The 13,525-nt window shown below is 70.5% G+C and carries 9 protein-coding genes; 4 read left to right on the top strand and 5 right to left on the bottom strand.

The window, feature by feature from the left end:
* Positions 1 to 82 precede the first annotated feature (82 nt).
* The gene (locus BKK81_RS24345; RefSeq protein WP_083384401.1) at positions 83 to 1,618 is read left to right on the top strand and encodes a metallophosphoesterase family protein; all 1,536 of its coding nucleotides are present in this window, start codon (positions 83 to 85) and stop codon (positions 1,616 to 1,618) included.
* Complete coding sequence (locus BKK81_RS24340) at positions 1,588 to 2,967, top strand: cytochrome-c peroxidase (protein WP_071018403.1); 1,380 nt, start codon at positions 1,588 to 1,590, stop codon at positions 2,965 to 2,967. Before BKK81_RS24345 ends, BKK81_RS24340 begins: the two co-directional genes overlap by 31 nt.
* A 32-nt stretch (positions 2,968 to 2,999) precedes the next feature.
* On the opposite strand, the gene BKK81_RS24335 is transcribed toward BKK81_RS24340, so the two are convergent.
* Together BKK81_RS24335 and BKK81_RS24330 are read right to left on the bottom strand one after the other, a co-directional pair.
* Positions 3,000 to 5,216, bottom strand: a complete 2,217-nt coding sequence (locus BKK81_RS24335; protein WP_071018401.1) for a putative bifunctional diguanylate cyclase/phosphodiesterase — start codon at positions 5,214 to 5,216, stop codon at positions 3,000 to 3,002.
* Positions 5,217 to 5,231: 15 nt separating this feature from the next.
* Positions 5,232 to 6,887, bottom strand: coding sequence for an ATP-binding protein (locus tag BKK81_RS24330; RefSeq protein ID WP_071018400.1), 1,656 nt, complete (start codon positions 6,885 to 6,887; stop codon positions 5,232 to 5,234).
* Between the two features lie 649 nt (positions 6,888 to 7,536).
* On the opposite strand from BKK81_RS24330, the gene BKK81_RS24325 reads away from it, so the two are divergent.
* Both BKK81_RS24325 and BKK81_RS24320 read left to right on the top strand, forming a co-directional pair.
* Positions 7,537 to 8,706 carry an MFS transporter gene (locus BKK81_RS24325; RefSeq protein ID WP_231908234.1) on the top strand — a complete coding sequence of 390 codons (1,170 nt, stop codon included), beginning with the start codon at positions 7,537 to 7,539 and terminating at the stop codon, positions 8,704 to 8,706.
* Between the two features lie 118 nt (positions 8,707 to 8,824).
* Positions 8,825 to 10,216: an MFS transporter gene (locus tag BKK81_RS24320; RefSeq protein WP_071018398.1), complete on the top strand. Its 1,392-nt coding sequence runs from the start codon at positions 8,825 to 8,827 to the stop codon at positions 10,214 to 10,216.
* A gap of 233 nt (positions 10,217 to 10,449) precedes the next feature.
* Here the strand turns inward: BKK81_RS24320 and BKK81_RS24315 are convergent, their stop codons facing one another.
* The 3 genes from BKK81_RS24315 to BKK81_RS24305 all read right to left on the bottom strand — a co-directional run bounded on the left by BKK81_RS24315 (position 10,450) and on the right by BKK81_RS24305 (position 13,332).
* A complete protein-coding gene (locus BKK81_RS24315; RefSeq protein ID WP_071018396.1) occupies positions 10,450 to 11,421 on the bottom strand; it encodes a tripartite tricarboxylate transporter substrate binding protein in 972 nt (323 codons plus the stop codon).
* Between the two features lie 119 nt (positions 11,422 to 11,540).
* A complete protein-coding gene (locus tag BKK81_RS24310; protein WP_071018395.1) occupies positions 11,541 to 12,353 on the bottom strand; it encodes an SDR family oxidoreductase in 813 nt (270 codons plus the stop codon).
* An 85-nt stretch (positions 12,354 to 12,438) separates the two neighbouring features.
* On the bottom strand, positions 12,439 to 13,332 hold the full coding sequence (locus BKK81_RS24305) for an IclR family transcriptional regulator (RefSeq protein WP_071018393.1): 894 nt from the start codon (positions 13,330 to 13,332) through the stop codon (positions 12,439 to 12,441).
* Positions 13,333 to 13,525 lie beyond the last annotated feature (193 nt).

Raw genomic sequence — 13,525 nt, 5'->3', positions numbered from 1 at the left:
GCCTGACTGCTCGCGCGAACAGAGCGTCATCTTTCTTTCACAGTGATGGGCTACCTTGCCGGCTCCGATCAGGGAGGAACCCATGCGCACACAAGAAAGGGGCGGCCTGCTGGCCGTACTCGCCGCGCTGACCACCGCAGGCATGCTGTATGGCTGCGGCAGCGACAATCCATCCGGCGAAAGCGCGACGGCGCCCATCGCCACCCAGCCGCAACCGCAGCCGCAGCCGCTGGGCGACGCCGCCAGCGTGAGCGCCAACATCCAGTCCGCCTGGGTGGTGCTCGGCGAGGACAACCAGGCCATCGCCCGCGCCATCACCAGCTACAGCGCGCCGCTGCCGGCTTCCGGCAGCGCCGACCCCAACGCCTCCTGCCCGCTGCTGACCGTGGATGGCAAGGCCAGCCGCATGACGCTGCGCGTGGCCGCCGGCACCGTGCCGCTGCGCACCACCGCGAGCGCTCCGGCCGACTCCAAGCCGTCCAGCTTCCCCGTCAATGTCTGCGAAGCGAAGCTGCCGGCCGGCGCCGCCACGGCCAGCGTGGCCGGCCAGAAGCTGCCGCTGCCCAAGGCCGAGCCACAGCGCATCCTGGTGCTGGCCGATACCGGCTGCCGCCTGAAGAAAGCCGACAACGCCTACCAGCCCTGCAGCGACGGCACCGCCTGGCCGTTCGCCGCGCTCGCCACCACCGCCGCCGGCTTCAACCCCGACCTGGTGCTGCATATCGGCGACTACCACTACCGCGAGAACGCCTGCCCCGACGACATCGCCGGCTGCAAGGGCAGTCCGTGGGGCTATGGCTGGGACACCTGGCAGGCCGACCTGTTCAAGCCCGCCGCGCCGCTGCTGGCCAAGGCGCCCTGGATCATGGTGCGCGGCAACCACGAAGAATGCGCGCGCGCCGGCCAGGGCTGGTACCGCTTCCTCGATACGCGCCCCTACGCCAGCGCCACCTCCTGCGACAACCCGGCCGACGACAACACCGCCAACTATTCGGAACCGTATGCGGTGACGCTGGGCAGCGAATCGCAGGTGATCGTGTTCGATACGGCCAAGGTGGGCAAGGCCGCGCTGAAGACCACCGATGCGCAGTTCCAGGTCTATCGCAAACAGCTGCAGTCGGTGGCAGCGATGGCGGGCAAGACGGGCATGAGCACCACCATCTTCACCAACCACCATCCGATCCTGGCCTTTGCGCCGGTGGCCGGCGCCAATCCGGCCCCGGGCAACCTCGCCATGCAATCGGTGATGACCGACCTGAACGGTACCGCCTACTACCCGACCGGCGTGCAGGTAGCGCTGCACGGCCACGTGCATGACTTCCAGGCCATCAACTTCGCTTCCACGCACCCCGCCACCATCGTCTCGGGCAACGGCGGCGACAACCTGGACGTGGCCCTGCCCGACCCGCTGCCCGCCGGCATCCTGCCCGCACCCGGTACGACGCTGGACAAGATCACCCATCACAGCAGCTTCGGCTTCATGCTGATGGAACGCCGCGCCTCCCCTGCCAAAGGCTGGCTGTTCAAGTCCTACACCGTGGCGGGCAAGCTGCTCACCACCTGCACGCAGACCGGCAGCAGCCTGGCATGCGACAAGAGCGGCTTCGTCGCGCCCTGAGCGCGGCAGGCCTGGCGGCGGCGCTGGCGCTGGCCGGCACCGCCGCGCACGGCGCTCCGGCGGCGGCGGCCGGCGTCACGCTGCTGCCGGGCGCACCTCCCGCGCGCGTGGTGGCGGTCATCGGCGCAGGCACGCCGCAGGTGGCCGCCAAGGTGGATCCCGCAGCCGCGGTGTTCCGCGCGGACGCCGGGCTGGCCGCGCTGGGCCGGCGCATCTTCTTCGACGCGCGCCTGTCCGAGCCGCGCGGCCAGTCCTGTGCCGGCTGCCACGACCCCGCGCGTGCCTTCTCGCCCACGCTTTCGCCGGCCGCGCTGCAGGGCCCGGGCGTGCCGCAAGGCAGCCGGGCGGGACGCTTCAGCCTGCGCAACGCGCCCTCGCTGCTCTACGTGCGCTACGTGCCGCGCCGCCACTTCTACCAGGATGACGATGCGCTGCAGCCGGTGCCCTTCGGCGGGCTGTTCGCCGACGGCCGCGCCGACACGCTGGCCGAGCAGGCGCGCGGCCCGCTGTTCGACCCCAACGAGATGAACAACGGCTCGCCGGCCGCCCTGCTGCGCAAGGTCAACCGGACCGAGCTGGCGCCGGCGCTGGCCGCGCGCTTCGGCGCGGCGGTGCGGCACGATCCCGAGCGCCTGGTGCGCGCCCTCGGCGAGGCGCTGCAGGCCTACCTGCAGAGCGACGAGATGGCGCCCTTCAGCTCGCGCTTCGACGACTACCTGCGCCGCGGCACGCCGCTGAGCGCGCAGGAGCAGCGCGGCCTGGCGCTGTTCAAGAGCCCGGACAAGGGCAACTGCATGAGCTGCCACACGCTGTCGGACACCGCCCGCCGGCCCGAGCGCTCGCTCTTCACGGACTTCGGCTACGACGCCATCGCGGTGCCGCGCAACCGCGCCCTGCCCGCCAACCGCGACGCGCGCCACTTCGACAACGGCCTGTGCGACAGCGCGCGCAGGCTGCGCTGGCCCGAACCCACGCAGTGGTGCGGCTACCTGCGCACGCCCGGCCTGCGTAATGTCGCCGTACGCCAGCGCCTCATGCACAACGGCGTGTTCGGCTCGCTGCGCGACGCGGTGGCCTTCTACAACACGCGCTCGACCGATCCGCGCCGCTGGTACCACGGCGCCCCGACCTTCGACGACGTGCCGGCGGCCTACCGCGCCAACATCAATGTCAACTCGATGCCGATGAACCGCCCGCCCGGCATGGCGCCAGCGCTCAGCGAGCAGGACGTCGACGACATCGTCGCCTTCCTGCGCGCGCTCACCGATGCGCCCTACGTCGGCGCCATGCCGCCGGCGGCGGGCACGCGCGCGGCGGCGGCTACCGCGCCGGCGCCGGCACGGCCCTGAGCCGGGGCGCGATGCCGGGCTCCCCGCCAGCGTCAGAGCAGCGGCTTGCCGCTCGCCAGCAATTGTTGGAGCTCGCGCGCCGGCACCGGCTGGGAGAACAGGTAGCCCTGCCCTTCCTCGCAATGCATGGCCTGCAGCGCGCCCAGCTGCAAGACGGACTCGATGCCCTCGGCAATGGTGGTCAGGCCCAGCTGGCGTCCCATGGTGACGATCAGGCGGGCGAAGGAGGCATCCTTGTCGATCATGCTGACAAAGCTGCGGTCGATCTTGATGCGATTGAGCGGCAGCTGGCGCAGGATCGACAGCGCGGAGTAGCCGGTGCCGAAATCATCGATCGCCACCGTCGCGCCCAGCGCACGCACCTGGTTGAGCTTCTCGATCAGCGCCTGGGTGTTCTCGACGGCGACCGATTCCGTCAACTCCAGCTCGATGTTGGTGGCCGGCACCCGGCACTCGGCCATGGTGCGCGCGAACTGCATGACGAAGTCGGGCTCGCGGAACTGCGCGTGCGAGACATTGATGGCCATGCGGAAGCCGGTATGGCCCAGGTCGATCAGGCGGCGCAGCTCGCCCAGCGCCGAGCGCACCACCCAGGCACCGATCAGCACCATCATGCCGGACTGCTCCGCCAGCGGGATGAAGCGGCCCGGCGGGATCAGCTCGCCGCTCTCGGCGCGGCAGCGCAGCAGCGCCTCGGCGCCGACGATGACACCGCTGCGCAGGTCGACGACCGGCTGGTAGACCAGGAACAGGCGGTTGGACGACAGCGCGCTGCGCAGTTCGTTGAGCAGCCGCATGCGTTCGCGCACCAGCTCGGACTGCGAGACATCGTAGTGCAAGGCCTGTCCGCGCGCCCGCGTCTTGGCCTGCTTGACGGCGATCGACGACTTCGTGATGGCGTCGTGGCCGATGCCGCGCGCGCCGGCCGGCACGTGCAGCAGGCCGGAAGTCGCCGACAGCCGCAACATCTGCCCTTCGATGACGAAGGGTTCGGCGAACACCTGCGCGATGGCCGCCGGCGTGATGCGCTGCGGCAGGCCGAGCAGGCCGAACACGTCCACCGAAAGGTAGGCCAGCCGCGTCGGCGCCGGGAAGCACTGCGCCAGCCGCGCCGCCACCGCCTTGAGCACGAGGTCGCCGAAGTGCTGGTCGAGCGTCGAGTTGATGTCGGCGAAGCCGTCCAGGTCGATCTGCGCCACCACCGCGTCGCTGGTACTGCCTTCGTCGAGCCAGTCGATCAGGGCGTTGCGGTTGGGCAGCCCCAGCAGCGACTCCGAATAGGCCAGCCGGGTCATGCGCTCGTTCAGCAGCACGTTGTCGAAGCCGGCGGTGATATTGGCCACGAAGACTTCGATCAGGCGCTGGTCGACCTCGCTGAGCGAGCCCGGCACGTCGATATAGGCCGCCATGCCGGCCATGCTGGAAACCGGGAAATACAGGCCCAATGCCTTGCCGGCAGTGCTCCTGCGCTCGCGCAGCGTCGCGTGCAGCAGCGTGATGACCTCCTGGTGGGCCGGCGCGCAGTGCGACAGCGGCTGCCCGATCATGTCGGCGTAGCGCCGCGAGGCGGCGACCACCAGCGGGTCGAAGCGCTCGCTGGTACTCAAGGCGCAGACCAGGCCCTCGTTCTGCACGCCGAGCAAGGCGCAGAGCTGGATCACGACGCCTTCCGCGAAGCTTTTCAGGCCACGCAGCCGGCTCAGGTCCATGCTGGCGCTGATGATGCTCTCCAGCCCCTGCCGGGTGGCTTCCACCTGCCGCAGCTGCTGGTATGAGCGGATCGCGACCATCAGCGTGGTGAACAGGCGGGTGCGCGTGAGCTCCGTCTTGGTCTTGTAGTCGTTGATGTCGTAGAGCCGGATGGTGTCCATCTCCGGCGCATAGCCGGGCTGGCCGGTACGCAATACGATGCGCAGGCAGCCGCGCCGCGCCTCCTCGCGGATGTAGCGCACCAGTTCGAGGCCGGCGTCCGGCGTCTCCATGACCACGTCGAGCAGCACCACGGCAAGCTCGGGCTCGGCGTCGATGCAGGCGCGCGCCTGCGCCGCCGAGCGGGCATGCAGGAACTGCAGCGGGCGGCCGAGCACCTCCAGCCCGCGCAGCGCCAGTTCGGTGGTGTCGTGGACGTCGGGCTCGTCATCGACGATCAGGACCTTCCAGGGCTCCGCGGCGCTGGGCGCGGGCTCGAGGGACTCCTCGGCGAAGACGATGTCGTCGAGGTCGCTGGCAGGCGGAGAAAGGGGACGCATGTTGTTGGAATCGATTCAAAGAGACGGTGCTGCCGGGCTGGCGTGCAGCGGGATCTTGAGCACGAAGCAAGTACCGCGGCCAGGCACCGAATCGGCCTTGAGTTCACCACCGAGGATGGTGGTGGCGATGCGGTGGGCGATGGCAAGGCCCAGGCCGGAGCCGCCGGTGCCCAGCCTGGTGGTGAAGAAGGGCTCGAAGATGCGGCCCAGCACATCGGCCGGCATGCCCACGCCGTCGTCGCTGACGCGGATTTCCAGCGCATCGCCCGCGGGCCTGCAGTCGATCGTGATGCGGCCGCCCGCGCGCCCCTCGAAAGCATGCAGCACGGCGTTCTGCAGCAGGTTGCCGACGATCTGGCCGATATGGCCCGGCAGCGAGTGGCAGACGATGCCGGGCGCGATCGCGTTGACCACCCGCACGTCGCGGTGCTTCCAGTTCGGCCGCAGGCTGGCAACCAGGTCGTCGACGCTCTGGCGCACGTCGAACTCGCGCCGCCGCTCCGAGGTCTGGTCCACCGCGATCTGCTTGAAGCTGGCCACCAGCTTGGCCGCGCGCGAGACCGAGCGCTGCAGCAGGCGCATGCTTTCGTCCAGTTCGGCCAGTCCTTCCTGCAAGGTGGTGCGCTTGAGCGTGCCGCCGGCCAGGTGCCCCAGCAGCTGCCGCAGCCGCTCGGCGGCCACGGACAGGATGGTGACCGCCACGCCGAGCGGGGTATTCAGTTCGTGCGAGATGCCCGCCACCATCGAGCCCAGCGAAGCCAGCTTCTCCACCTGCACCAGCTCATGCTGCGTCTGCTGCAGGTGCGACAGCGCCTGGCTCAGTTCGGCGGTGCGCGCGGCCACGCGCTGGTCCAGCTGCGCATTGATGCGGACCAGTTCCTCGCGTCCGCGCACGAACACCATGACGATCTCGGCGATGACCAGCAGGTAGCCGAGCAGGCGCACCGCGTGCAGCCCCCACCAGTTCAGGCCCCATGAATTGCTGAGCACGAACATGACGCCCGCGATGCCGAACAGCGCGCAGAACACCGAGAACGACCAGGCATGCGGCCTGGCGCGGCCCCGGATCGCACGCTGGCAGACGCCGGCGGCGAACAGGAAGCCGAGACCGCCGCCGACGTTCAGGCACTGGGTCAGCAGCGTATAACGCCCGGCCGCCTGCACGCGCGGGGCCAGTTCCGGCCAGATCAGCGCCGGCACCCCGATGATGAGGGCCGCCAGCGTGACCAGCGCCAGCCAGGCCAGGGCCTTGCGGGTCGGAATGAAGCGGCGCGAGACCGAGGCCGCCATGAACACGCCGCCGCAGAAGGTGGCCAGGCTGTGCAGCCAGACGAAGGCCTGGTTGTAGCTGCTGAGGCCGTGGAAGCCGTCGAGCAGGCTCATGGTGCTGAGCGCGCAGATGGCCCACGGGTTGGCGTAGCGGCGGCGGTCGTACAGGAACAGGATCAGCAGCATGACCGCCAGCAGCGAGCCGGAGAAGAAGCCCAGCATCTCGATGGCGGTATGGACCGGCAGGCTGAACCAGCGCTGGTCGTCGCTGAGCGCGCGCAAGGCGAGCAGCGCGGCCGCCGGAATGGCATAGGCCACGCCCAGCCGCCAGCGCATGCGGCCCGGCGGCAGGGGGGCGGCGGCATCCGGCGGCGGTGCCCGGTGGCTCTGGCGTTGCGGCATCGCGGATCAGCCCGGCCGCGTGGCGCGGCGCGCGGCGGCGCCCACGCCCCGGACAACCCGGGCGGCGGAGGCGCTGCCGGGGCAGCCGCGTCGGTCACAAGGCGCGCGCCAGGCATACGCCGGGCGGCGCGGCGCCAATGCGCCGTGCTGGCTCCCGCCGGGCCGGCAGTTCCGGGCCCGGCGACGGAACCAATTCCCAACCGGTCCGACGTCGAGTGGCTTGAGCATGGGCGACAAGAGAGGAGCGAGGCGCACGCCGAGGCGTTCCGCGCCAACGGATCACGCCTTGTCTTATCGGCAGCGCGAACGGATTCAGTAGGGTCCGGGTGCCTCGCGCGTGTCGCGAACGGTGCCTGTACCCCTTGCGAGGGGGCCAGGGGGGGACAGCAGGCAAGCCTGGCATCGCCCCCGCGCGCCGCCCGTGCCGCCCTGCAGAACGCATGCGCGCCGATCGCCCGGCAAAGTGCCGGGCGCGTTGACAGCCGCTTGCCGCCAGGCCTACGCTCGTCCGATGCCCCGGCTCTCCCGGGCAGACAAAACATACAAGAAAACAATAAGAACAATAAGAACGACAACCGAGACACCCACCGTGCCAAACCGACTCTCCGTCCTGCGCCCCGCCCTGCCCATCCTCCTCGGCGTTTCCGTCATGCTCAGCCTGGCCATGGGCCTGCGCCAGAGCCTGGGCATCTTCATGCCACCGCTGACCCGCGACATCGGCATCACGGTCTCCGACTTCACCGTCGCCATCGCCGTGCAGAACCTGTCCTGGGGGCTGCTGCAGCCGCTGGCCGGCGCCTGGGCCGGACGCCTGGGATTCCGCCGCCTGATGCTGGGCGGCTCCGTGCTCTACCTGGCGGGGCTGGTCCTGCTGGCCACCGCGCACGGCCTGGTCGGGGTCACGCTCGGCGCCGGCGTGGCGATCGGGGCGGCCATGGCCTGCACCGGCAGCGCGATCTCGCTGGCGGTGGCGGCACGCCCGGTGCCCGCGGCATTGCGCAGCACGGTGCTGGGCCTGGTGTCGGGCGCCGGCTCGCTGGGCGCCCTGCTGGCCGCGCCGATCGGCCAGCTGGTGACGCAGGCGCATGGCTGGCGCAGCGGCATCGGCGCCTTCATCCTGCTAGCGCTGCTGATGCTGCCGGCCGCCTGGTTCGCCGGACGGGTCGACCGGCTGCCGCTGCCAGCCAGCGCCGGCGGCGGCGACCAGAGCGCGCGCGCGGCGCTCGGCACGGCGCTGCGCCATGCCCCCTTCGTGGTGATGGCGCTGGCCTACTTCGTCTGCGGCATGCAACTGGTGTTCCTGACCACTCACCTGCCGACCTATCTCGACGCCTGTGGCATGGACCCGATGCTGAGCGCCCAGGCGCTCGGCATGATCGGCGGCTTCAATGTGCTGGGCAGCCTATTCTTCGGCTGGGCCGGCGGGCGCTACAACAAGCTGCTGCTGCTCGGCGGCATCTACACCACCCGCTCCCTGGTGCTGACCTGGTATTTCTCCTCGGCGCCCACGCCGGCCAGCACGCTGGCGTTCGCCGCCATCATGGGTTTCCTCTGGCTGGGCGTGGCGCCGCTGGTGTCGGGCTGGATCGCCGAGACCTTCGGCCTGCGCTGGCAGGCCATGCTCGGCGGCGTGGCCTTCTTCAGCCACCAGATCGGCAGCTTCGTCGGCGCCTTCGGCGGCGGCCTGGTCTATGACGCCCTCGGCTCTTACACCATGGCCTGGCGGGCCGGCGTGGTGATGGGACTGAGCGCCGGCCTGGCCCAGATCGCCTTCGCGCTCGCCACCCGGCCCCGCCCGCCACGCGTGGTCCCCACCTGAAGCCACGCGCAATGCACCGATACAACTTCCCGCTTTGCGCACCGGCGCGGGCGGGCAGATAATGGCGGGCGCCCGGCCGACGCCCGCCCGGGTGCCCGCCTCCGCCGCCATCCGTCCCATGCCGTCACACCAAGGCCTTCCCCATCCCCAGCGCGCCTGGGCCGTCCTGACCGTGTTCAGCGGCCTGGTCCTCGCCGTGCTGGACGGCTCCATCGCCAATATCGCCCTGCCCTCGATCTCGCGCCAGCTCGGTGCCGCGCCGGCGGACACCATCTGGGTGGTCAACGGCTACCAGCTCGCGGTCACGGTCTGCCTGCTGCCGCTCTCCTCGCTGGGCGATATCCTCGGCTACAAGCGCGTCTACCGCGCCGGGCTGGCCATCTTCCTGCTGGCCTCGCTGCTGTGCGCGCTCTCGGTCAACCTGCCGATGCTGGTGGCGGCACGCGTGCTGCAGGGCCTGGGCGGCGCCGGCATCATGAGCGTCAACACCGCGCTGGTGCGCTTCATCTATCCGCCCCGCAGCCTGGGCCGCGGCATCGGCCTGAATGCACTGGTGGTGGGCATCACCACCGCCATCGGCCCCTCGCTCGGGGCGCTGATCCTGTCGGTGGCGGACTGGCCCTGGCTGTTCGCCGTCAACGTGCCGGTGGCGCTGCTGGCGCTGACGCTGAGCCGCCGCTCGCTGCCCGAGACACCGCCGCAGCCGCGCGATTTCGACTACCCGAGCGCAGCGCTGTCGGCGGTGGTGTTCGGCCTGTTCATCCTCGGCGTCGACGGCCTCGGCCACGCCTCGCTGCGGCTGGCCGGCGGCGCCGGACTGGTCGCCGCGCTCGCGCTGGGCTGGGTGCTGGTGCGCCGCCAGCATGGCCGCCCCGCCCCGCTGGTGCCGGTGGACCTGTTCCGCAGCCGCGCCTTCACGCTGGCGGTGGGCACGTCGTTCTGCTCTTTCATGACGCAGATGCTGTCCTTCGTCGCCATGCCCTTCTACCTGGAGTACCAGCTCGGCCGCTCGCTGCACGAGACCGGCCTGCTGATCACGCCCTGGCCGCTGATGGTGGCATTGATGGCCCCGGTCTCGGGACGGATGTCGGACCGCTACCCGGCCAGCGTCCTGGCCGGCGGCGGCCTTGGCCTGCTCGCCACGGGCCTGCTGAGCCTGGCGCTGCTCGACAAGAGCGCCGGCAATGTCGACGTGATGTGGCGCATGGCGATGTGCGGGCTCGGCTTCGGCCTGTTCCAGTCACCCAACAACCGCGCCATGATCGGCGCCTCGCCGCCCGAGCGCAGCGGCGGCGCCAGCGGCGCGCAAGCGACCACGCGCCTGCTCGGCCAGACCACCGGCACCGCGGTGGTCGCGCTGCTGTTCAGCCTCGACCGCAGCGGCGCGGCACGCATGGCGCTGGTCGTCGCGGCATCGGTGGCCACGCTGGGCGCGGTGGTCAGCCTGAGCCGGCTGCGCGACGACAAGGCAACGACGCACGGGCACGCGGCGGCGGAACCGGACGCCTGAGCACCCCAGCGACGCCAACAAGGCCAACAAGGCCAACAAGGCCAACAAGGCACGCCAAGCATGGTGTCTTGGCGCCCTCTCCCCGCACGGAGAGAGGGCGGGGGAGAGGGGTGGTTTAGCAAGGCGCCACGCAAAACGAAGCCGTCGGTGTGATCCAGCACGCGAGCACAAAAGCGAAGCCGTCGGTGTGATTCCCGCCACCGCGGCACCGAAAGCGCCCGCACCCCCACCACTCAATCCGCCTTCGCTCCCGAAGCCTTGATCACCTTGGCCCACTTGGCGATCTCACTGCGCTGGAAGGTGGCCAGCCGCTCCGGCGAGCCGAGCATCGGTTCCAGCCCCAGCGTCTTCATCTTGGCCTGCACGTCCGGCAGGCTGTAGACGCGGTTGGCCTCCGCATTGAGCTTGTCCTGCAGTTCCTTGGGCAGGTGCGCGGGCGCGAAGATGGCGAACCAGGAATCGGCATCGAAGCCCGGCAGGCCCTGCTCGGCCAGCGTGGGGATGTCGGGCGCCGAGGGCGAGCGCTTGAGGCTGGTCACGCCCAGCGCGCGCAGCTTGCCTTCGCGCACCACCGGCAGCGCCGACGGCAGGTTGTCGAACATCATGCTGATGTGGCCGCCGAGCAGGTCGGGCAAGGCCATCGCGCGGCCCTTGTAGGGGACGTGGGTCAGCTTGACGCCGGCCAGGGTATTGAACATCTCCCCGGCCACATGCGGCGAGGTACCGACCCCGGGCGTGCCGAAGGTCAGCGCGCCCGGCCGGGTCTTGGCCAGCGCGATCAGCTCGGCCACGTCCTTGGCCGGCACCGAGGGATTGACCACCAGCACGTTGGGCGTGGACGCCACCAGGATGATGGGGGTGAAGTCCTTGACCATGTCATACGGCATCTTGCTGTAGAGCGAGCCGTTGATCGAGTGCGTGCCGACCGTGCCCAGCACCAGCGTATAGCCGTCGGCAGGCGAACGCGCGGCCGCTTCGGCGCCGATATTGCCGCCCGCGCCGGGCTTGTTGTCGACCACCACCGGCTGGCCGAGCGCCGACTTCTCGGCGAACAGGCGGGCCAGGATATCGGGCGCGCCGCCGCCGGGGAAGGTCACCACCATCCGGATCGGCTTGCTCGGGTAGGTGTCGGCGTGCGCCGGAGCGGCGGCCACGACGGCAAGGGCGGCGGCGGCGAGGGCCGTGCGCCAGGACTGGATTCGCATGCTGTTGTCTCCTGCAGGCCCGCTTCTGCCGGGGGCCTTGCCAAGTTGGCTTCGGTTCGTGAGAGGGCGTGGCGCGGCCCGCCCGGGCCGCGCCACGTCCGCGCGGGGAGCCGGCCCCGTCAGACGGGCAGGTTGCCGAACTCCTGCATCACTTTATCGTGCAGGCGGCGCATGCCCTTGAGCCAGCGGTCGTAGTCCTGGCCCTTGCGGCGGTAGTACTCCAGTACTTCGGGGTGGGGCAGGACCAGGAAGCGCTCGTCGGCGATGCCCTCCAGCGTGACCGCGGCGACATGCTCCGGCGTGACCGAGCCATCCTGCAGGAAGCCCTTGCGCTCGCCCTTTTCGCCATACAGCATCTTGGTCTGCACGCCCTGCGGGCAGATGCAGCTGACCTTGATGCCGCGGTCACCGTAGGTGATCGACAGCCACTCGGCAAAGCCGATGGCGGCGTGCTTGGTGACCGCATAGGGCGCCGAGCCGATCTGCGACAGCAGGCCGGCCGCCGACACGGTGTTGACGAAATAGCCGTCGCCACGCGCCAGCATCTGCGGCAGCACCGCGCGTGCCGCATGGATGTGGGCCATCACGTTGATCTCCCAGATGCGCTGCCATTCCTCCGCGCTGGCGTCGAGCGCCTTGCGCAGGATGATGCCGGCGTTCGAGCAGAACACGTCGACCTGCCCGAAGCGGCGGGTCGCCTCGTCGGCCAGCGCCTGCACCGCGGCGGCATCGGCCACGTCGGTACGGCGGGCGAAGACCTCGCAGCCCGGCGCCTCGGCGGCCGCGGCTGCGGCGACCTGCTCGGCGCCGTCGGCGTCGATGTCGGCCACGGCCACGCCGCGCGCGCCGGCGCGGGCGAAGGCCAGCACCAGCGCGCGGCCGATGCCGGTGGCACCGCCGGTCACGACTACCGTCTTGTTGCGGATATCCATCTCATGTCTCCTGTTGCTGTGTTGTTGCTGTGTTGTTGCTGTGTTGTTGCTGTGTTGGGGAATGGGCAGGATGAAGGGGTACGGATCAGGGCAGGCGCTCCTCCGTGCTGTCGCCGCCCTGCCAGAGCCGGTGCTGGATCGCATCGGCCAGCGCGCGCACGCGCGGACCGAGGTTCGCTTCCAGGATCTCGGGCGGCAGCCGTTCGGCCGCGCCGCCGATATTGATGGCCAGCACCTCGGCGCCGCCCTGCAGCCGCACCGGCGCGGCCGCGCCGGCGACGCTGCGCTCCCACTCGGCGTGGGCGAGGCAGAAACCGTGCCGCGCGTAGTCGCGCAGCGCACGCTCCAGGCGGCTGCGCACGCCCGGCCAGCGCGGGCCGTAGTGCCGCTCCAGCGTGGCCAGCACCGGCTGTCGGCGCGCCGGCGGCAGGCCGGCCAGCCAGGCGCGACCGATCGCCGAGGTGGCCATCGGCAGGCGCGAGCCGGGCGTCAGGCGCTTGACCAGCGCGCCGCGCGGCTGGCAGGCCTCCAGGTAGATCATCTCGTGCCGGTCCGGCATCGCCAGCGCCACCGTGCAATCGGTGGCGAACGACAGCGACTGCATCAGCGGCCGCGCGATGTCGCGCAACCGTGAGCCGGCGATATAGCGGTGGCCCAGCACCAGCACGCCCTGGCCGAGCCGGTATTTCTCGCGCTCGGGTGCATAGACCAGATAGCCCAGCCGCGCCAGCGTGTAGCTGAGCCGGGACACCGTGGGGCGCGGCAGCCCGGTGCGGCGCGACAGCTCGGCATTACCGAGATAGTCGTCGTCGGGGCCGAAGGCACGCATCAGTTCCATGCCGCGCGCGAGCGCGGTGACGAAGCTGCGGTCCGCCTCGCCATCCTCCGCCGCTGCCGCCACCGGCGCGCCGGAAGCGGCGCCGGCAACGGGCGCCGCGCTCGCATCGGTTGACAAAGGGATCGTTATGGTGCGCTTCATGACGACAACGACAGGAAAAACGACGACCAGCGGCCTGGGCCGCCAGGGCGTGAGAACGACCTATTTCGCGCAGCGAAATACATCTCCGTATTCCTTGACTGTGCATCAGGCCGTATGCAACAGTCAATTAGAACGAACGATCGTGCGGGAATATCAGGGCTGACCTGCCTTCCACGACACGACGGGCCACGGC

It is taken from the genome of Cupriavidus sp. USMAHM13 (assembly GCF_001854285.1).
Classification (GTDB): Bacteria; Pseudomonadota; Gammaproteobacteria; order Burkholderiales; family Burkholderiaceae; genus Cupriavidus; species Cupriavidus malaysiensis.
The sequence above is the reverse complement of the archived record's forward strand: the minus strand, read 5'-3'. Positions and strand labels throughout refer to the sequence as shown.